The 20669-nt window shown below is 41.8% G+C and carries 16 protein-coding genes; 9 read left to right on the top strand and 7 right to left on the bottom strand.

Going from position 1 to position 20669, the window contains the following annotated elements; all coding sequences use genetic code 11:
• Positions 1-129: 129 nt before the first annotated feature.
• The 7 genes from TI10_RS06145 to leuA all read right to left on the bottom strand — a co-directional run bounded on the left by TI10_RS06145 (position 130) and on the right by leuA (position 9000).
• A complete protein-coding gene (locus TI10_RS06145; protein ID WP_049582422.1) occupies positions 130-837 on the bottom strand; it encodes a TerC family protein in 708 nt (235 codons plus the stop codon).
• 92 nt (positions 838-929) lie between these two features.
• Entirely contained in the window at positions 930-1616 is a 687-nt protein-coding gene (gene mutH, locus TI10_RS06140) for a DNA mismatch repair endonuclease MutH (protein ID WP_049582420.1), read from the bottom strand.
• 584 nt (positions 1617-2200) lie between these two features.
• Positions 2201-3862 carry an HTH-type transcriptional regulator SgrR gene (gene sgrR, locus TI10_RS06135; RefSeq protein WP_049582417.1) on the bottom strand — a complete coding sequence of 554 codons (1662 nt, stop codon included), beginning with the start codon at positions 3860-3862 and terminating at the stop codon, positions 2201-2203.
• A 456-nt stretch (positions 3863-4318) separates the two neighbouring features.
• Positions 4319-4924: a 3-isopropylmalate dehydratase small subunit gene (gene leuD, locus TI10_RS06130; protein ID WP_074524833.1), complete on the bottom strand. Its 606-nt coding sequence runs from the start codon at positions 4922-4924 to the stop codon at positions 4319-4321.
• Between the two features lie 8 nt (positions 4925-4932).
• A complete protein-coding gene (leuC, locus tag TI10_RS06125) occupies positions 4933-6342 on the bottom strand; it encodes a 3-isopropylmalate dehydratase large subunit (protein WP_049582415.1) in 1410 nt (469 codons plus the stop codon).
• 1 nt (position 6343) lies between these two features.
• Complete coding sequence (leuB, locus tag TI10_RS06120; protein WP_049582413.1) at positions 6344-7435, bottom strand: 3-isopropylmalate dehydrogenase; 1092 nt, start codon at positions 7433-7435, stop codon at positions 6344-6346.
• A gap of 2 nt (positions 7436-7437) precedes the next feature.
• Complete coding sequence (gene leuA, locus TI10_RS06115) at positions 7438-9000, bottom strand: 2-isopropylmalate synthase (protein WP_049582411.1); 1563 nt, start codon at positions 8998-9000, stop codon at positions 7438-7440.
• A gap of 956 nt (positions 9001-9956) precedes the next feature.
• On the opposite strand from leuA, the gene leuO reads away from it, so the two are divergent.
• From leuO to ftsL, 9 genes are all read left to right on the top strand, one after another.
• Entirely contained in the window at positions 9957-10901 is a 945-nt protein-coding gene (gene leuO, locus TI10_RS06110) for a transcriptional regulator LeuO (protein ID WP_049582410.1), read from the top strand.
• 237 nt (positions 10902-11138) lie between these two features.
• Entirely contained in the window at positions 11139-12938 is a 1800-nt protein-coding gene (locus TI10_RS06105; protein ID WP_175445326.1) for an AMP-dependent synthetase/ligase, read from the top strand.
• 360 nt (positions 12939-13298) lie between these two features.
• Positions 13299-13865, top strand: coding sequence for an RBBP9/YdeN family alpha/beta hydrolase (locus TI10_RS06100; protein WP_049582406.1), 567 nt, complete (start codon positions 13299-13301; stop codon positions 13863-13865).
• A 972-nt stretch (positions 13866-14837) separates the two neighbouring features.
• Positions 14838-16565, top strand: coding sequence for an acetolactate synthase 3 large subunit (gene ilvI / locus TI10_RS06095; RefSeq protein WP_049582404.1), 1728 nt, complete (start codon positions 14838-14840; stop codon positions 16563-16565).
• A 2-nt stretch (positions 16566-16567) separates the two neighbouring features.
• Positions 16568-17059, top strand: coding sequence for an acetolactate synthase small subunit (gene ilvN, locus TI10_RS06090; RefSeq protein WP_049582402.1), 492 nt, complete (start codon positions 16568-16570; stop codon positions 17057-17059).
• A gap of 211 nt (positions 17060-17270) precedes the next feature.
• The gene (cra, locus tag TI10_RS06085) at positions 17271-18278 is read left to right on the top strand and encodes a catabolite repressor/activator (RefSeq protein ID WP_049582400.1); all 1008 of its coding nucleotides are present in this window, start codon (positions 17271-17273) and stop codon (positions 18276-18278) included.
• A gap of 641 nt (positions 18279-18919) precedes the next feature.
• Positions 18920-19378, top strand: a complete 459-nt coding sequence (mraZ, locus tag TI10_RS06080; protein ID WP_049582399.1) for a division/cell wall cluster transcriptional repressor MraZ — start codon at positions 18920-18922, stop codon at positions 19376-19378.
• Positions 19379-19380: 2 nt separating this feature from the next.
• Entirely contained in the window at positions 19381-20325 is a 945-nt protein-coding gene (gene rsmH / locus TI10_RS06075; RefSeq protein WP_049582397.1) for a 16S rRNA (cytosine(1402)-N(4))-methyltransferase RsmH, read from the top strand.
• Complete coding sequence (gene ftsL / locus TI10_RS06070) at positions 20322-20642, top strand: cell division protein FtsL (RefSeq protein ID WP_074524835.1); 321 nt, start codon at positions 20322-20324, stop codon at positions 20640-20642. The genes rsmH and ftsL overlap by 4 nt, the downstream gene beginning before the upstream one ends.
• Positions 20643-20669 lie beyond the last annotated feature (27 nt).

Genomic DNA, 20669 nt, shown 5'->3' with positions numbered 1-20669 from the left:
AAAATTGCCGGAATAACCGGCAGTTTTTTGCTGCATGGAATTGAGATGCCGCAGTGTTGAACTGGGCATCTATGGCATACTTTTTAAATCAAAGCATGGTATTTTTTAGCGTTATTGTAGCGCTACTTTTCATTTCTTTTTCCCACGCATCAGATTCAGCGTTTCTACTGCCATTGAGAAGAACATAGCAAAATAGATGTAACCTTTAGGGATATGCACTTGTACGCTTTCCAGAATAAGGGTAAAGCCTACAAGGATTAAGAATGACAGCGCTAACATTTTGACGGAAGGGTGACGGTCAACGAATTCTCCGATAGGACGAGCAGCGAGCATCATGACACCGACGGCTATGATAACGGCTGCCATCATAATGAATAGATGATCGGATAGACCAACTGCGGTAATGACTGAATCCAGGCTGAAAATAATGTCCAGCAACATAATCTGGATGATAGCTCCCATGAAGGAGTGAACAGGACGTTTTAGCTCTCCTTCATTGTCACCTTCGATCGCTTCGTGGATTTCTTTGCTGGCTTTCCATATCAGGAACAGACCGCCAAAGAATAGGATTAAGTCACGAGCGGAAATGTCATGTTCAAAAACTGTTAATATTGGGTAGGTTAGCCGAATAACCCAGGCAATGGATGCTAACAGCGCTAAGCGCATTAGCATTGCTCCCATTAGTCCGATCCTGCGTGCTCTATTTTGCTGATGGCTAGGGAGTTTTGCCACAACAAGTGACAAAAAGATAATGTTATCAATCCCTAAAACGATTTCTAGAATTGTCAGGGTGGCAAGTGCCATCCAGGCGTGGGGCTCAACAATCCATTCTAACATTGCTTATTAAAACCTTAAGGTAAAAATCTAATTATACGCGTGATTAGATGCAAGGTAAGCATGGGAATGTAAAAATCAGTCAGAGCTCAACGTTAAATTAAGAAATGACGGGCTAGTAGAGGCGCCGTAAAATTTTTCCTCAGATAGAACCCGCGAGGCAGAGTCATAATAGGCTGGCCGTGTACTCCAATTGCTTCGGTTAATGCTTTGCTGTTAGCCGCTTTTGGGCGTAACTGTAATACTTCGCCATGACGGGCGGTGACGCTCTCTACTTTGCCAAGCACGATGAAATCCATCAATTCTTCCCAGTCGCGACGCAGTAACTCTTCTTCTTCTTGATTGGGACTCCACAATAAAGGGGAACCCACTCGGCGTTTGGCTAAAGGAATTTCCCGTTCACCTTCAACGGGTATCCAAAGCACCCGCGATAATTTGCGTCTAACATGGCATCTTTCCCAGGTAATACCACTGTTCCCTGTTAATGGTGCAACGCAGACAAATGTTGTCTCCAGTGGATAACCTCTTCTGTCTACGGGGATAGTTTTGAGTTCAATGCCGATATGTTCAAAATCTTGTTCTGGCTTACTGCCGGCACTCGCACCGAGGTAATATTCCAGCAACATGCCTACCCAGCCTTTATCTCGTTTCAGATTGGGTGGGATAGGCAAATTTGCTTTTGCTGCGAGTTCTCCCATTGATAGACCAGCCAGAAGTTGGGCGCATTCAAGCAATTGTTGCTCGTTGTCTGGTGGCGGTGGAGGGGAAAAAAGAGTGCTCATTTGGGATATCCGTTTTTTAGGTCAAAAAACAGCCTTGGTTTCTGTGAATAATAAATCTGAGGTTTATACAATAGCTAAAAAGTGATAATAACATGATATACAAACATTTTTTATTGCTGTTTCAAATATTGTAAAATTGGCTGTCGTTCTTGTTCACCTATTGCCGGTAATAATGAACAGGATCTTACACCATGTTATCCACAGTTTTATGGGATAAGTAGACAAAAATGAGATCACTGGTTTGATTTACAGGTTTGACTCACACTTTTTTCTACAAAAACCGCTGTTTTTTGCTTAACTAAAAAGCATAACCTGTGGATAACATGATATTTGGTTATTTTTTGTTCTTATCAACTAACGTTGTCTATTATAGCCGTGATTAACGCTAGAAATACCGAGGTAAATAGCCGCTATTTCAATGAAAAATAAATACTATTTCATTTTTTGTTTATAGATTGATAATTCATAATATAAAGCTATACCTGAATTACCCCTGCTTTTTTCACATAGATATCCACAGAAAAAGTGAATAAAAGCGAGTTTGTGTACCTGTGTATGTTCATAACTCTGGCCTTTTCTGTGAATTATCCTTCATGTGGGTTAAACCAGGCGGATTTGAAATCAAACCAACCAAAGGTGTTCATTTTGACTCCGCGCATGCTTCTTTGTCCCTGCAACTCAAGCCAGTGGTGAAACAGCGGATGCAGCCAATGCTCATCAATTATTTTTTCGCACCATTCTTCAAGGGATAGTTCTTGTCGTCGCCATTGAGATACTTCTTTATTCAAGTTATCACCAAGGCACTTTTTCAATAATGGCATTTCGTACAGTGTCGCGAACAGCGAAAATTCCAGAGGATTATAAAAGTTGGCGGTAGAAAGCCAGAGGTCGCTTTCGGCGTTGCCATTGAACCATGTGTCGTAATCCACAATGTTAATTTTCAATGCGACGCCGCATTTAGTCAGTATGGTTTGAAGGATCTGGCTGATTGTGTGGTATTCGTGATGTTGATGGTAAAGCGTGACGGTCAGATGAGTAATATCCTCTGGTTTGTTCAATTCAGATATGAGCTTACTGTGGTGCCAGCGTAGTAATAAACCATAGGCGGGTGACCAGTGGCGTTGATAAAAGGGGTCACAATGCGCTAGCAGATTTATCGGTGTTAGCAGGCTACATAGCCATTGGCGAACGTCTTCTCTTCTACATTTAGTTGAACGGTGGTCATGTAGTAGGAAATAACAGCCCTCTTCTATTCTGCTATCTAGTGAGTTATTACCTGTGCTGTCACTTTCCAGATGCAGTGTTGTACAAACCAGTTTCTCGGCTAATTCTGGTAGAAACCATATATTCACCTGATCAATCAGCGCCCGAAAGCCAAAGTAGTTATCAAAGGCACGAATTTGTAGTTTCTGAGCACTGTTTTTTATTACCTGGTAAGGGCCGGTTCCCACAGGCATACGAGAGAAGTTCGGTAACTTTGTCCACTCTTGAGGCAAGATCATGGCATGTGGGCTGCCGATTAATAAAGGGAGCCAGAGATCGGGTTCTGAAAGAAAAATATCAATCACATAGGGTGTGGGCGTGGTGACTTTTTCAATATGAGAAAAAAGGGGCAGGTGGCGTAATCTTTGTAGCGAAGCGATGACGTCTGCCATCTGTAATTCTCTGCCGTGGTGAAAATGGATGGCCGGCCGTAGATAAAAGCGCCAATGATTTGAGGATAATTGTTGCCAATGATGAGCTAAGTCAGCTTCTGGTTCCCCATTTTCCTCATTTATGCGGGTTAGGCTATTAAATATCTGCCTGACCAGATGAATTTCAGAACGGCGTAACGGTGAACCGGGTAGAAGATTAGGGAAGGGACGATAATAGAGTATCCGCAGTAGGTTTTTTCCCTGACGGAAGCGGCGTTCAATCTGGGATAGTACCATATGGCGGACTGTATCTTTATCACCAACCAGTTGGACCAGCTTCTCGACGTTATGTTGCTCAAGCAACTCTTCAGCCCGTTGTTGCTGAAATTCCCATCCATCACGTAAGAAATTCAGTTGAGAGCGTTTCCCCCGGCCGGATTCTGCTTGCCACTGTAACCAGCCAGCTTTCTGCATGTTGTTGAGCAGTGAACGGATATGGCGTTTTGAACAATGCAGTACATTTGCCAGTTCTTGTAACGTTGTTTCAGCCTCTTTTCCTTGATGGTGTTGCCATAATCGAATGAATTGTTGTTGTAAACGTGAACTGGGCATAAAAGAGGAACTCCAGAGTATTATTCATCAATTTTTATTTTCTTATATTGCAGCGATAATTATCTGTATTGAAAGTAGCTCAATAGGCCAGACGAAATCTGGCTTCTCCCCCAATTTTCTTGAGTAATGGTGATTTGCCAGCCAGTAAGAAAGCTTACTGGCTTTTTTTCTTATTGTACATTATGTACGCTCTGTTTCTTTTTACATATTAATTTAAAACGAGTAATCATCTGGCATTGGTGGCGCTTTGTCCAGCCGCTGTCGCTGTTTCATCTGTTAATTTCTTTTAAATGTGATATTGATTGAGTAAATGTTAGTTAAATTACTATATATGGCTGAAAAAGGGACTGTCTGCATGAGTGTTGAGTATAGACGTGGCGGCATTGTCTTGCCTTTGACACTGTGATAGAAAAATCCCGTAGTAGAAAACTACGGGATAAGTTAATAAAGGAAAAATTAACGCAGGAAAACCGGTTGTTCCTGCTCGTAGGCTGTTATGGCGTCCAGATGTTGTAATGTCAGGCCGATGCTGTCCAGACCATTCATCATACAGTGACGCCGGAAACTATCGATTTCGAAATCATAGCTTTTATTGCCAGCGTGGACTTTCTGTTGTTCTAGATCGACAGTAAAACGACAAGCTTTGTTTTGCTGAACCAACTCAAATAGCTCATTGACATCTTTATCGTTCAGTTTTACTGGCAGTAACTGGTTGTTGAAAGCGTTACCGTAGAAAATATCCGCAAAACTTGGGGCGATAACCACTTTAAAACCATAATCTGTTAATGCCCAAGGCGCATGTTCACGGGAGGAACCGCAACCAAAGTTTTCACGAGCCAGAAGGATACTAGCGCCCTGATAACAAGGCTGATTTAATACGAATTCAGGATTAGGTTTTTGTCCTTCATCATCAAGAAAACGCCAATCATGAAACAGATGCTGACCAAATCCTGTACGAGTGACTTTCTGCAAGAATTGCTTGGGAATAATGGCATCAGTATCGACGTTTGCAGCATCTAAAGGAGCAACCAAGCCGGTATGTTGAATAAGCTTTTCCATCATTCTCTCCTTTATGACTTCTGTGCTGGATGGCGTATATCGATAAAATGACCATTAATCGCTGCTGCTGCCGCCATCGCTGGACTCACCAAATGGGTGCGTCCACCACGTCCTTGGCGTCCTTCAAAGTTGCGGTTACTGGTCGAAGCGCAGCGTTCTCCGGGTTGCAGGCGGTCATTATTCATTGCCAGACACATGGAACATCCGGGTAAACGCCATTCAAAGCCGGCTTCTATGAAAATTTTGTCCAAACCTTCTGCTTCTGCTTGTGCTTGAACAGGGCCTGATCCGGGAACAACGATTGCCTGAACGCCAGGGGCGACTTTATGGCCTTGTGCGATGGCTGCGGCAGCCCGTAAATCTTCAATCCGGGAATTGGTGCAAGAGCCGATAAAGACTTTATCGATCTTTACATCTGTTAACTTAATACCGGGTTTCAAATCCATATAAGCCAAGGCTTTTTCCGCAGATGCGCGTTCGACAGGATCACTAAAAGATTCTGGCGCTGGAATTGTTTGATCAATGGCGATCACTTGTCCAGGGTTTGTTCCCCATGTGACCTGCGGAGAGATCTCTTCTGCATTAATCGTAACCACGGTGTCGTATTGAGCATCAGGATCGGATTTTAATGTCTTCCAGTAAGCAACAGCTTGTTCCCACAGTTCCTCTTTTGGCGAGAACTGGCGGCCTTTCATGTAAGTAAAAGTCGTTTCATCCGGTGCAACCAAACCGGCTTTAGCACCCATTTCAATTGCCATGTTACATAAAGTCATACGGCCTTCCATGCTAAGTGCTTCAATCGCCTTACCACAGAATTCCACCACATACCCTGTACCGCCGGCACTGCCTGTTTTGCCGATGATCGCCAGAACGATATCTTTGGCGGTAATGGCATCACCGACATCACCCATCACTTCGATTTTCATCGTCTTGGCGCGGGCTTGTTTTAGGGTTTGGGTGGCGAGTACATGTTCAACTTCAGAAGTGCCAATACCGAAAGCCAATGAGCCGAATGCTCCATGCGTTGCGGTATGAGAATCGCCACAAACAATCGTCATGCCTGGCAGGGTTATACCCTGTTCAGGTCCGATGACATGGACAATCCCCTGATAAGGGTGGTTGAGGTCATATAATGTAATGCCGAATTCGGCGCAGTTTTTCATTAACTCCTGCATTTGAATACGTGCCATGTCACCACAGGCATTAATATCTTTCGTTTGCGTAGATACGTTATGATCCATTGTTGCGAACGTTTTACCTGGCTGGTGCACTGGGCGGCCTTTAGTGCGCAAACCATCAAAGGCTTGCGGGGAAGTTACTTCATGAACCAGATGACGATCAATATAGAGTAACGGGGTTTCATTCGGCACTTCCCGGACAATATGAGCGTCATATAATTTTTGATATAAAGTCTTAGCCATGTTAAATACCCTCGGCTATATAACGGGCGATAGCGCTGCCCATTTCATCAGTGCTAATTGCTTTACCGTTTCCTGCTAAATCTGTTGTGCGATAGCCCTGTTCCAGCGCGTAGTTAACCGCCTGTTCAATCGCATTTGCGGCGTCATTGTGACCTAAGCTGTAACGCAACAGTAGAGCGGCAGACAGGATCTGGGCTATCGGGTTAGCAATACCTTTTCCGGCGATATCTGGCGCAGAACCACCTGCGGGCTCGTACAGGCCAAAACCTTTTTCATTCAGGCTAGCAGAAGGTAGCATGCCCATTGACCCGGTAATCATGGCGCACTCATCAGATAAGATATCGCCGAAAATATTGGAGCACAGCATCACATCAAACTGAGACGGATCTTTAATTAACTGAATGGTGGCGTTATCAATATACATGTGATTGATTTCTACGTCTGGATACTCTTTTGCGATCTCAGTCACAACTTCTCGCCACAATACGGAACTCTGCAACACATTTGCTTTATCAATAGATGTAACTTTGTTACTACGTTTGCGAGCGGATTCGAAGGCGATACGGGCAATGCGCTCGATTTCAAAACGGTGATAAACCTCAGTATCAAATGCCCGTTCATATTTACCTTGGCCTTCACGTCCTTTGGGTTGACCAAAATAGATACCGCCGGTTAATTCGCGGACACATAAAATATCAAAGCCTCTGGCGGCAATATCACTGCGTAAAGGACAAAATGTCTCTAATCCGGCATATAGGCGGGCAGGACGTAAATTGCTGAATAGTTTGAAATGTTTGCGTAATGGCAACAGTGCGCCACGCTCCGGTTGTTCTGCTGGGGGTAAATGTTCCCATTTAGGCCCTCCCACTGAGCCGAACAATATGGCATCAGCCTGTTCACAACCCGCTACGGTTTTTGCCGGTAGTGAACAGCCGTGGCGATCGATAGCAATCCCACCCACATCATATTCGCTGGTGGTGATACGGATATTGAAACGCTTACGGATTGCGTCCAATATTTTATAGGCCTGTGTCATAACTTCGGGGCCAATACCATCACCGGGTAAAACTGCAATATGATAATTGTTCGACATGTTTACACCATTTCCTTTGTATTTTGCTGTATGCGTTGTTTCTCTTTCTTAACTTGCTCTGTACGCCAAACGCAGTTCAGAGCATGAATCATTGCTTTGGCAGAAGATTCAATAATATCGGTATCCAACCCCATACCGTGGAAGCGGCGTCCAAAGCATTCGACCACGATATTTACCTGACCTAGTGCATTTCTTCCTTGGCCTTTACCTGATAATTGATAAGAAACCAGTTCAATTGGGTATTCAGTTATTCGACTGATTGCCTGATAGACAGCATCTACCGGGCCATTGCCGGTGGCGGCTTCTGATTTCATCTCTTTACCACATACTACGCGTACAGCGGCTGTTGCCATCACGTTGGAGCCGGATTGGATATTAAAGTTATCCAGGTGGAAAAATTCGGGTTCTTGTTGTTGCAAATTCATGAAAGCTAAAGCTTCCAAGTCATAGTCAAATACTTGGCCTTTTTTATCCGCCAGACGTAAAAAGGCTTCATATAAGCTATCCAGATCGTAATCTTTATCTTGATATCCCATCTCTTCCATACGGTGTTTCACTGCGGCGCGGCCGGAACGGGAAGTCAGGTTCAATTGAATTTCTTTCAGTCCGATGGACTCTGGCGTCATAATTTCGTAAGTTTCACGATTTTTCAGTACCCCGTCCTGATGAATCCCGGATGAGTGGGAAAATGCATTGCTACCAACAATGGCTTTATTCGCAGGGATCGGCATATTGCATAATTGGCTGACCAACTGACTGGTGCGGTAAATTTCCTGATGGTTGATATTAGTATAAACGCCTAACATTTGCTGACGGACTTTAATCGCCATAATGACTTCTTCCAGTGAACAGTTACCGGCACGTTCACCCAGACCGTTTATTGTCCCTTCTATCTGACGGGCGCCGGATTGCACTGCTGTGATCGAGTTGGCGACAGACATCCCCAAATCATCGTGGCAATGGACGGATATTATTGCTTTATCAATATTAGGAACGCGTTCGATCAAGTTAGTGATGATGCCGCCAAATTGATATGGTGTGGTGTAACCGACGGTATCTGGGATATTGATCGTCGTTGCGCCTGCTTTGATAGCGTTTTCAACGATCCGACACAGATTATCAATAGGTGTACGACCCGCATCTTCACAGGAGAATTCGACATCATCAGTGTAACGACGTGCTCGTTTGATTGATTGAGCTGCCATTTCCATGACATTTTCGAATGTTTTTTTCAGCTTGGATTCAATATGTAAATTGGAAGTGGCCAAGAAAACGTGAATTCGAAACGCTTCTGCAACTTTTAGTGCTTCCGCCGCTACATCGATGTCTTTTTCTACACAACGCGCTAAGGCACAAACACGACTGTTTTTGATATGCTTAGCGATCGTCTGTACAGATTCAAAATCACCAGGAGAGGAAACTGGAAAACCGACTTCCATGATATCAACACCCATTCTTTCCAGGGCCAAGGCAATTTGGAGCTTTTCGTTCACACATAAGCTGGCTTGTAATGCTTGTTCTCCATCACGTAACGTGGTGTCGAAGATAATAACTTGCTGGTTCATATGGATGTTCCTCTCATGGTTATTTTTTGCGCCCAGCAGGTAAAAAAAACCCGCGCATGGCGCGGGTTCTTGTTTATGTCTGGTTTGGACCAACTCTGTTTTGAATCAACTCTGTTTTCTGTCCACCAGCATACCGCGCGTATCAGATACGATAAGTAGTAGGTTTAATAGACAAATTGAGTGAATCATATCGATCCAACCTTTCAGTAGTATTAATGAGTGTTCGTGATTCGTATGCTTTTATTGATACGTTATCTTAAAAGTGATGTCAAGAATTCATTTAGGCATATGATTCTTGGTTTCACTTTTCTCATAGCAGTAAATTGAAGTGTTGATCTGTTTATATTTAAAAAGATTTTATTTTATTCTTTTTTGTTCGGGTTTGACTTTAATGAAAAGCTAAGATTTATATAAAAATAGCGCATTATACTGATTAATTAAAATTAAGTATTTTTTATGTGGTAGGCTGGAAGTGGATTTGTATTTTTCTGAGAAACATCATTTGCTATTGAAAAAATAGATGCAAATAGGAAGTTATGTTATATATCTTTGAAAAAATAATTCTATAATATAATAACTCTGATAAAATTGTTTAATAATAATAAGTCAGTGATTTTATTGTGAATTGTGTCATTCTTTGATTTATCATCATATACAGAATAGCAGGGTGAATAAATTGTTAACATAATTGTACTTTTTTGTGAATGAATAATGAGCTCTACATTGTCTACTAATTGAAATTATATATTTTTAACACTAATAAGGGGATGCGCGGGTTAGCTATGCGTATTCAGATTTGTACAAGGACGAGTCTTAATTATTTGTTATCGAAATGATTGAGACAATTGATCTCGTTAATAGTTATAGTCATCGTAATATCTGAGTAATAAATGAAGGTATTTCCGATGTTTTGTTATTAGCCGGGATCATCTGCATGAGTTTAGTGGAGTTAAACAATGGCTGAATACACCTCAGTAACTGCAACCAAAAAAGATCCAAATGAAATTCATTTACGTAATGTGGATCTCAATCTGCTGACTGTTTTTGATGCAGTTATGCAAATGCAGAATGTGACACGTGCGGCACAGATATTAGGAATGTCACAACCTGCTGTCAGTAATGCGGTTTCTCGTTTGAAGCTAATGTTCAATGATGAATTATTTGTGCGTTATGGGCGTGGAATACAACCGACGGCAAGAGCTCATCAATTATTTGGTCCAGTCCGTCAGGCATTACAACTGGTATATAATGAGTTACCTGGGGTTGGGTTTGAACCTGATAATAGTGATAGGGTTTTTAGTCTTTCAATTTGTAGCCCGCTAGATATTAGACTCGCTGCAAAAATAGTTGAACAGGTAAAACAAAATACACCCAATCTGGGTGTGACGATTAGATCATATTTGCATGATAATATTGAGCATCAGCTCAGATATCAGGAAACTGAGTTTGTCATTAGCTATACGCAGCTAGAACGTATGGATTTTCATCATTACCCGTTATTCAATGATGAGTTGGTCTTGGCTGTTTCTAATCATCATCCAAGAATTGAAAATAGTATTAGTGAGCAGCAATTGTATGAGGAACATCATGCAGTTGTATCATTGGATAATATATGCTCATTTAGCGTTCCCTATTATGATGGTGGTGAACGTTTGCGTTCGGTTGTTTATCAGGGCACCGACTTGAATAGTGTGTTGCATATTGTCTCTCAAACCTATTTGGTTGCGATTGCGCCAAAATGGTTGGTTGAGCACTATAGCGAACAATTAGCAATAAGAGCGGTTTCATTACCGTGGGATAAAGTAAGTCGTCCGTGTTACTTGATTTGGCACGAATCTACAGCGAAAGATAAAGGGCATCAATGGATGAAATCGTTGTTGAGTCAACTTAGCGGCAGATAATTAATTTGAAACTCACTACTGGATAAGGGTGGTGAGTTTTTTTATTTTATCACAAATTTTTCAACTTTTGATAAATAGGCTTTTCCTGTTGTTCAGGAATCGGTAGACTGCAAGGAAATAGCTAACACCTGTAAGCTGAAAAGCGAATAAGTGATGCGAAGAGGTATTATCAGAGAATAAAATTACTGTTTTTTCTCCGATTAAGAAAAAAGTTTTTCGAACAGGAAAAAAATTGTGATAACTAAAAATTTACATCCTTATCACTTGATAAACCGGTTACAACAACAAATCAAACAACACCCAGAGAAAATTGCTTTTCGCCAATGGTCTCCGGCTGAGCAACTCGAACTAAACTGGAATGATATTGGCAAAAAGACCAACGCTATTAGCCGGGCGTTGTTGGAGATGAGTGTTGATGTGCAAGAAAAAGTTGGTCTCTTTGCACATAACAGCATGGCGTGGTCATTGGCAGATATCGCTGTATTACAACTTCGGGCGATCACTGTCCCTCTGTATGCAACCAGTAGTCAGGAACAGGCTGGTTTCATACTTAATGATGCTGGTGTGCGTATTTTGTTTGTTGGTGAGCAGGCGCAGTATGATGTTGCTATTACTTTGACAGAACATTGTCCTCAGTTAAGTCACATTATTGTCTTAGATGAATCAGTAGATTTGCGGGATTGTTCATTAGCTCAACATTTATCTGATTTTATGGCTGGTGATAAATTACAATATCAGTCGGAGTTGGAAAGCCGTATTGCTAACCACGATCTGGATGATCTTTTTACGCTTATTTATACATCTGGTACAACCGGCGAGCCTAAAGGGGTTATGCTTGATTACCGTAATTTAGCCTATCAGTTGTATTCACATGATCGTGTCCTGGCGTTAACTGATCAGGATGTTTCTTTAAGTTTTCTGCCGTTATCCCATGTTTTTGAACGTGCATGGAGTTTCTATGTCATGCATGTAGGGGCACAAAATGTTTATCTGACTGACACTAATTCTGTTCGTCAAGCAATGGCGGATGTTTGCCCGACGGTGATGTGCGCAGTGCCGAGATTTTACGAAAAAGTTTACAGTGCGATTTTTGAAAAAGTTTCTCAGGCTCCTTGGCATCGAAGAAAACTCTTTAATTGGGCGATTAAATGTGGTGAACGTCAGTTTTCACGTAAGTTGCAAGGTAAAAAAAGCTGTCCCTGGTCAACAGCGATGCATCGACTGGCTGATAAATTGGTGTTGAGTAAATTGCGCAATGTATTGGGGGGCAGAGTTCGGTTTTTACCTGCTGCTGGCGCACGTCTGGACGAAACGATTATCCTGTTCTTTCTCGCTGTTGGGGTAAATATCAAATATGGCTATGGCATGACAGAAACCTGTGCCACGGTTTCCTGTTGGGAAGAGCAAGGTTATGTGCTTGGTTCTATTGGTACACCACTGCCTGGCATTGATGTCCGTATCGGTGAAGAAGATGAGATACAAGTGCGTGGCCCGATTGTAATGAAAGGCTATTTCAATAATCAGGAAGAGACCATAAAAGCATTTACTCAAGACGGTTGGTTGCGCACAGGTGATGCCGGTAAGCTGGATGAAAATGGTAATTTGTTCATTACTGAACGCTTGAAAGATTTGATGAAAACATCGACTGGCAAATATATTGCTCCTCAAATGATTGAAAGTATTCTGGGGCAAGATCGTTTTATTGAACATGTTGCTGTTATTGCTGATGCTCGTAAATTTGTATCCGCCCTTATCGTGCCTTGTTATGATATATTGGAAGAGTATGCAAGATCAATTAATCTCAAATATCATGACCGGGTTGAATTACTGCGTCATAGTCAGATTATCAATATGTTTGAGCAACGCTTGAAAGAGATGCAGAAAAACTTTGCTCACTTCGATCAGGTAAAGCGTTTCATATTATTGCCAACACCATTTTCAATGGAAACGGGTGAATTAACGCCAACATTGAAATTGAGGAGGAAAATTATTATGCAGCGTTACCATAAAGAAATTGAATCTATGTATCAAGATTGATTTTTGGGATCTTATACAAAGAGTTAGTGTTGCCGGTTGTTCAGACGAAGTTTGGGGGATATTGTAGTAATATCCCACTTTTGGTTTGCCCCATGAATACCCAATTTTAAAGAATTCAATATTGGACTAATAAAATTTTTTTTCGCCTTAAAATCACAGATAAATTATATTATCTAAGATTATTCTGTAATTATTAAATATTGCAGATCGAATGAATATAATTTTATTAAATTAGCATTGTTTTCTTGGCTAATTATAGAGAATATATCGGTTGACAATGTTGTTCTATTCCTGTAATGAATATGTTAATAAGATAATGGTAAAGTTTATATGGTAAATAAAATATAATTAGGTGAATTGATGAATTTTAATAATGTAGTTATTGTTCATGGTCTTATGGCGACTCCTGATCATCATTGGTTTCCTTGGCTTAAAGGTCAATATGAACGGTTAAATGCCGATGTGATTGTGCCGGAACTGCCTGAATCTCATGCTCCTTCACCTCATTTATGGCAAGAAAAGTTGCAGGAAAGTGTGCCTAATCCTGATGAAAAAACGCTTTTTATCGGGCATAGTCTGGGTTGTATTGCCACACTCCGTTATATCTCATCTTTACCTGATAATGTAAATATTGGGGGGATTGTATTGATTTCAGGATTTTATGAAAAGCTATCAACTTTACCTGAATTAAGTATATTTACAGAGGAGAACTTGGATTTTCGTCCCCTCATACAAAAAATAAATCAACGAATAGCGATATTATCGCTTAATGATGAGATTGTACCCCCGCAGTTTACATTAAGTTTAAGTCAGCAACTTCAGGCTGAATTATATGGGGTTCCAGACGGTGGGCACTTTTTAGATCGCGACGGTTTTACTATTTTTCCTAAGCTAGAAAAGGTATTAAAAGATAATTCAATGTTGTAAATAAATACCTTGGTTGTTTTAAATATGCCAAGTTTGTTTGCATTGAGAGCTTGGCTATTTTAGTGGATTATTTTAATCAGTATAACTTATGGTGGATAAAAAATAAATTCATGGTGATATGAATTAAACTGCTACTTGAATAAGAAAAATATAAGAGTTAATAGTCATCTTAGTGATTAATTGTTTTTTAAGACATTCCTTTTTGCATTGTGTTTTTTTATAAATATTGAGGGCTATCTCCTGAGTTGTGCAAATGATTTATTCCTATTTTAAATCGTCATTTGATTTATACCTAATAGATTTCGAGTTGCAGCGCGGCGGCAAGTGAACGAATCCCCAGGAGCATAGATAACGATGTGACTGGGGTGAGTGAAAGCAGCCAACAAAGCAGCAGCTTGAAAGATGAAGGGTATATTATTGAATTTGGTTGTTTGGGTAATAATTTCATCTCTAGGCAAGTGTTGTATGTATGGGACTGGTATTCCAAGAATAAACAATGATTTGTAGTGCATTCTCTAATTAAAATGGGGTAAATGGATTTTATCCGAATGAATTATTTTCAATGGACATCAAAAGCGAGGAAATGACGGTCAAATTATCTGAGGAATTTTGTTTGGATTTCCTTTATCAAATTTATACTTCGATGACTTAAATGATTTTGAAAACTGTTTTTTAGTTTTTTATCGTATATATACTGGATAATACCTATACGTTGTCATTCTTTTTAGGTATAGCCGCTCATATTCTGCTTGTCCTTAGCTTCTTGATAGCAAGATAACGCTTGCAAGAGACATCTTGAATTGTCAGAAAGTGGTTATTCTTCCTTGTACTCACATTGCTAACACCCGTTTCTAGCGTTATGTTAATTGACTCAGCATCAATATATCGCTGAGAGGCCATTCGTCTTACTAAAATAAAAGTGGAAGTAACTTCTGATTTATTAACTTGCAAACAGAGCCTGGAGGAAAACCTATGGAGATGTTATCAGGAGCTGAAATGGTCGTCCGATCGTTAATTGATCAGGGCGTTGAGCATATATTCGGTTATCCGGGAGGGGCAGTTCTCGATATTTACGATGCCCTGCATACGGTTGGAGGTATTGAGCATATCCTGGTACGTCATGAGCAGGGGGCCGTTCATATGGCTGATGGTTATGCTCGTTCTACCGGGAAGGTGGGGGTGGTATTGATTACCTCCGGTCCAGGCGCAACTAATGCCATTACAGGTATTGCCACCGCTTATATGGATTCAATTCCGATGGTTGTGTTGTCCGGTCAAGTCGCTAGTTCCCTGATTGGTAATGATGCATTCCAGGAATGTGACATGGTAGGGATATCCCGCCCGATCGTGAAACATAGTTTTTTAGTGAAAAAAGCGGAAGATATTCCGAAGGTACTGAAAAAAGCCTTTTACCTAGCTTCCAGTGGTCGTCCGGGGCCAGTAGTTATTGATTTACCGAAAGACACGGTAAATCCGGCAGTAAAATTACCTTATATTTATCCCGATCAGATAAGTATGCGCTCTTATAATCCAACGATTCAAGGACATAAAGGGCAGATTAAGCGGGCATTGAGAAAACTATTGAATGCGAAAAAACCGGTCATATATGTGGGCGGAGGGGCGATTAACGCAGATTGTTCAACAGAATTATTGGTATTGGCAGAAAAATTCAATATCCCTGTGGTGAGTTCCTTGATGGGATTGGGCAGTTTCCCGGCAACTCATCCGCAAAGCCTGGGTATGCTCGGTATGCATGGTACATTTGAAGCTAACAAAGCCATCCATAATTCAGATGTCATTTTTGCTGTCGGTGTACGTTTTGATGATCGCACTACCAATAATCTGGAAAAATATTGTCCAGAAGCAACGGTATTGCATATTGATATTGATCCAACATCAATTTCGAAAACGGTTTCCGCAGATGTACCTATTGTTGGTGATGCTAAACAGGTGCTTGGACAAATGCTGGCGTTGCTGGAGACAGTAGAAGACACCCAGGACCCAGATGCGCTAAAAGATTGGTGGTTATCTATTCAGCAATGGCGTAGCCGTAAATGTCTCAATTTTGATCGCGGCGGCGAAAAAATTAAACCACAAGCTGCTATCGAAGTTCTCTATCGTCTGACGAAGGGGGAAGCTTATATCACTTCAGATGTTGGACAGCATCAGATGTTTGTTGCATTGCATTACCCATTTGATAAACCAAGACGTTGGATCAGTTCCGGTGGTTTGGGAACGATGGGATTTGGTTTACCGGCTGCTTTGGGCGTTAAACTGGTGAAACCGGAAGCGACGGTGGTCTGTGTTACGGGGGATGGCAGTATTCAGATGAATATTCAGGAGCTATCTACAGCATTGCAATATGGGTTGCCGGTACTGGTTCTGAATTTGAATAACCGTTTCCTGGGAATGATAAGACAGTGGCAAGACATGATTTATGCTGGCCGTCACTCTCAGTCCTATATGGAATCTCTACCTGATTTTGTCAAACTGGCTGAGGCTTATGGTCATGTTGGCATTTCTATCCAGCGTTATGACGAATTGGAAAGTAAATTGGCGGAAGCCTTGAAAGAGGTGACTGAAAATCAGCGGCTGGTATTTGTTGATGTCACAGTGGATGAAACTGAACATGTATATCCTATGCAGATCCGTGGAGGAGCAATGGATGAGATGTGGTTAAGCAAAACGGAGAGAACCTGATTATGCGCCGGATTTTATCTGTATTACTTGAAAACGAATCAGGGGCTTTGTCCCGTGTTGTTGGCCTGTTTTCCCAACGTGGCTATAACATTGAAAGTTTAACTGTCGCCCCAACTGATGATCCGACATTATCGCGGATGACAATTCAGACTAAGGGCGATGCAAGAGTACTTGAACAGATTGAAAAACAGTTGCACAAGCTGGTGGATGTGTTACGAGTCAGCGAGTTGGCATCGGGTTCTCATGTAGAGCGTGAGGTTATGCTAGTCAAATTACAGGCCAGCGGCTATGGACGTGAAGAGATCAAACGCAGTACTGATATCTTCCGTGGGCAGATAGTTGATGTGACTTCGACTTTATATACCGTGCAATTGGTAGGAACCAGCGATAAATTGGATGCATTTCTCGATGCGGTTCGAGATGTTGCGGAAATTGTTGAAGTTGCTCGTTCAGGTATTGTCGGCGTATCTCGCGGGGATAAAATTATGCGATGAAAGATCGCAAACTGCGGGACTATATACCCTATGGATTTCAAGATGCATCGCGACGGCAAGGGAGCGAATCCCCGGGAGCATAGATAACTATGTGACCGGGGTGAGTGAGTGCAGCCAACAAAGAGGCAACTTGAAAGATGACGGGTATATGCATACATTTATCAGGCTCTGCGATAAAGTAGAGCTTTTGTGGGGTCTATAAGGAGTTAATGTGAAACTGGATGAAATCGCCCGCCTTGCAGGTGTTTCACGCACAACGGCCAGTTATGTAATTAATGGTAAAGCCAAGCAATACCGTGTCAGTGATAAAACGGTAGAAAAAGTGATGGCAGTGGTTAGAGAGCATAATTACCATCCTAATGCTGTGGCAGCCGGTCTCCGTGCAGGACGTACCCGTTCTATTGGTTTGGTTATTCCAGATTTAGAAAATACCAGCTATACCCGTATTGCTAATTATTTGGAACGTCAGGCTCGTCAACGTGGTTATCAGTTATTGATAGCCTGTTCGGAAGACCAGCCTGATAATGAAATGCGTTGTGTTGAACACCTGTTACAACGTCAGGTGGATGCAATTATTGTTTCTACCGCATTACCGCCGGAGCATCCTTTTTATCAACGTTGGGCAAGTCGTTCTTTGCCTATTATTGCTCTCGATCGGGCACTCGAAAATGAACATTTTATCAGCGTAGTGGGTGATGATTTTGAAGATGCAAAGATGTTGGCGCAAGAATTTCGTCAATTCCCTGCTGAATCTGTGCTTTATCTAGGCGCGTTACCTGAATTATCAGTCAGTTTTCTGCGAGAGCAGGGGTTCCGTGAAGCGTGGAAAGATGATCCTCGCGAAGTGATGTACCTCTATTCAAACAGCTATGAACGTGATGCGGCGGCTGAAGTATTCTCCAAATGGTTAGAAACTCATTCAATGCCGCAAGCGTTGTTCACCACCTCTTTTGCCCTGTTGCAAGGGGTCATGGATGTTACCCTGAAACACAGCGGCCGTTTACCAAATCAATTGGTTATTGCGACTTTTGGCGATCATGAATTATTGGATTTCCTTGAATGTCCCGTGCTCTCTGTAGCGCAGCGTCATCGTGAAATTGCTGAACGGGTATTGGAATTGGTGTTAGCAAGTTTGGATGAAAAGCAGAAGCCAGGGCCAGGTATTACACGGATACATCGTGACTTATGTCGTCGGGGAAGCCTGAGTCGAAAAATATGATAAAAGCCCCTCATTAATTTTCTGATGAGGGGTTTTGGTTGTCAGATTTGTCTTAAAAAGAAGTGTGTAAGGGCAACTTTCAAGCAGTCCTTACGTGGGTGTTTTAGCGAGATCAAATAGCAATTTCGTTCATACATAAATTATTCAGTAGGAAGAAGAGCATGGAACAGCACTTATTTGAGTTTGAGACTTGTCTATTTAGCCCCGTTTTTTTATCGTCTTTTATATATTAAATTGATTTTAATAATGTTTATCTTGTAATTTTTTGTTGCTAGTTAGTTTCAATGCTTAATGAATCAAATAAAACGATAAACATTGCTGCACAATGGTCAAATAGTAATGAAATGTAAATTATGTAAATAAATTAATCACACAACTATTTTTTCATTATTTTGTCGTAAACATTTATTTTCCTTGTGCTTGTAAAATTATTCAGAATTATCATGGTGTTAATTATTATTGATATTGCTAAATTTAATAATTATGCCTCCCAACTGCCAAAATCCTGCCATCAAATATAGCTAAAGCGCATCGGCTCTGGCTTGACAAGGTTTTCGTCCCATCCGTAAACTCCTTATTGTGGGGATTAGTGGGATAAAGTGGTAATTTGTGATCACCAGGGGCGACCTGAGGATGTTTCGATGTTTCGTGGAGCAACGCAGATTAATCTCGATAGCAAGGGGCGGCTCACCGTACCTACCCGATATCGGACTATGCTAAATGAGGAATCGCAAGGGCAAATGGTTTGTACCATTGACCTTCATCAACCGTGCTTGTTGCTCTATACATTATCTGAATGGGAAATTATTGAAGAAAAACTTTCTCGCTTATCCAGCATGAATCCGGCGGAGCGTCGGGTGCAACGTTTGCTTTTAGGTCATGCCAGTGAATGTCAGATGGATAGTGCAGGGCGTCTTTTGCTAGCCAGTACATTGCGCCAGCATGCAAGGCTAGTCAAAGAGGTTATGCTGGTTGGCCAGTTCAACAAATTTGAACTGTGGGATGAGCAGACTTGGTATCAACAGGTTAAGGATGATATTGCGACTGAGCAATCCACACAGGAACCTTTATCAGTACGGCTACAGGAATTATCACTATAAATATGGCAAATAGTCATTTTAAACATACCAGCGTATTGCTGGATGAAGCAGTCAACGGATTGAATATCCGTGAAAATGGAATCTATATTGACGGCACATTTGGCCGTGGCGGGCATTCACGTCTGATTTTGTCGCAATTAGGGACGGCAGGTCGTTTAATTGCAATTGATCGCGATCCACAGGCGATTGAAGTGGCAAAAGCGATTACAGATCCCCGTTTTTCAATTGTGCATGGGCCGTTTTCTAAATTAGCTCACTATACAGAAAAAGCCGGGCTGACTGGCAAAATTGATGGTGTATTACTGGATTTAGGTGTTTCTTCGCCTCAGTTGGATGATCCAGAACGCGGTTTTTCTTTTATGCGTGATGGGCCGCTAGATATGCGGATGGACCCGACTCGCGGGCAGTCAGCAGCAGAATGGCTGATGCATGCGACAGCAGATGATATTGCCTGGGTATTGAAAACATTTGGTGAAGAGCGTTTCGCCAAACGTATTGCCAGAGCAATTGTGGCCCGCAATCAGGAAGATCCAATTACCCGAACAAAAGCGCTAGCTGATTTGATTGCTCAAGCTAGCCCAGTAAAAGAAAAACATAAGCATCCAGCAACTAGGAGCTTCCAGGCTATTAGGATTTATATCAACAGTGAGCTGGAAGAAATTGAACAAGCGCTGGAGGGAGCGTTACAAGTGCTTGCCCCAGGAGGGAGACTGTCAGTTATCAGTTTCCATTCGCTGGAAGATCGTATTGTTAAACGATTTATTCGTCAGAATAGTCGAGGACCACAGGTACCAGCAGGATTGCCATTAACAGAAGAGCAACTGAAAGCACAAGGTGGGCGTAGTTTGAAATCGATTGGCAAAATGAAACCTTCAGAGGAAGAAGTGGCTGATAACCCACGGGCTCGCAGTTCTGTTTTGCGTTTTGCTGAAAAAGTTAGTGAATAATGGCAGGTGAACGTCACGGATTAACCGGTATTATCGGCAACGATTTACTCAAAAATGCCAAAATACCGTTAATTCTTCTAGTCGCTGTACTGGTTTCGGCCATAGTCGTTGTAACCATTGCACATGAAACCCGCTTGTTGACGGCTGAAAGAGAACATCTGGTCGTGGAAAGAGATGCATTAGATATCGAGTGGCGCAATCTGATCCTCGAAGAAAATGCCTTAGGTGATCACAGTCGAGTTGAGCGGATAGCTGTTGAAAAAATGCATATGCAGCATGTTAATCCTGCTCAGGAAAACATTGTTGTTTCACAGTGAGTTAATTTAATTATTAAAAGGTAAGCG

Source organism: Photorhabdus luminescens subsp. luminescens (assembly GCF_001083805.1).
Taxonomy (GTDB): Bacteria; Pseudomonadota; Gammaproteobacteria; order Enterobacterales; family Enterobacteriaceae; genus Photorhabdus; species Photorhabdus luminescens.
Note: the sequence above shows the minus strand (reverse complement) of the source record. Positions and strands in the feature narration are given on the sequence as shown.

Coding starts and splice junctions, on each gene's coding strand:
- leuA (WP_049582411.1), bottom strand. CDS start 9,000: ATGAACCAGCAAGTTATTATCTTCGACACCACGTTACGTGATGGAGAA.
- rsmH (WP_049582397.1), top strand. CDS start 19,381: ATGGCAAATAGTCATTTTAAACATACCAGCGTATTGCTGGATGAAGCA.
- leuC (WP_049582415.1), bottom strand. CDS start 6,342: ATGGCTAAGACTTTATATCAAAAATTATATGACGCTCATATTGTCCGG.
- ilvI (WP_049582404.1), top strand. CDS start 14,838: ATGGAGATGTTATCAGGAGCTGAAATGGTCGTCCGATCGTTAATTGAT.
- mraZ (WP_049582399.1), top strand. CDS start 18,920: ATGTTTCGTGGAGCAACGCAGATTAATCTCGATAGCAAGGGGCGGCTC.
- leuO (WP_049582410.1), top strand. CDS start 9,957: ATGGCTGAATACACCTCAGTAACTGCAACCAAAAAAGATCCAAATGAA.
- TI10_RS06145 (WP_049582422.1), bottom strand. CDS start 837: ATGTTAGAATGGATTGTTGAGCCCCACGCCTGGATGGCACTTGCCACC.
- TI10_RS06100 (WP_049582406.1), top strand. CDS start 13,299: ATGAATTTTAATAATGTAGTTATTGTTCATGGTCTTATGGCGACTCCT.
- sgrR (WP_049582417.1), bottom strand. CDS start 3,862: ATGCCCAGTTCACGTTTACAACAACAATTCATTCGATTATGGCAACAC.
- ilvN (WP_049582402.1), top strand. CDS start 16,568: ATGCGCCGGATTTTATCTGTATTACTTGAAAACGAATCAGGGGCTTTG.
- leuB (WP_049582413.1), bottom strand. CDS start 7,435: ATGTCGAACAATTATCATATTGCAGTTTTACCCGGTGATGGTATTGGC.
- leuD (WP_074524833.1), bottom strand. CDS start 4,924: ATGATGGAAAAGCTTATTCAACATACCGGCTTGGTTGCTCCTTTAGAT.
- mutH (WP_049582420.1), bottom strand. CDS start 1,616: ATGAGCACTCTTTTTTCCCCTCCACCGCCACCAGACAACGAGCAACAA.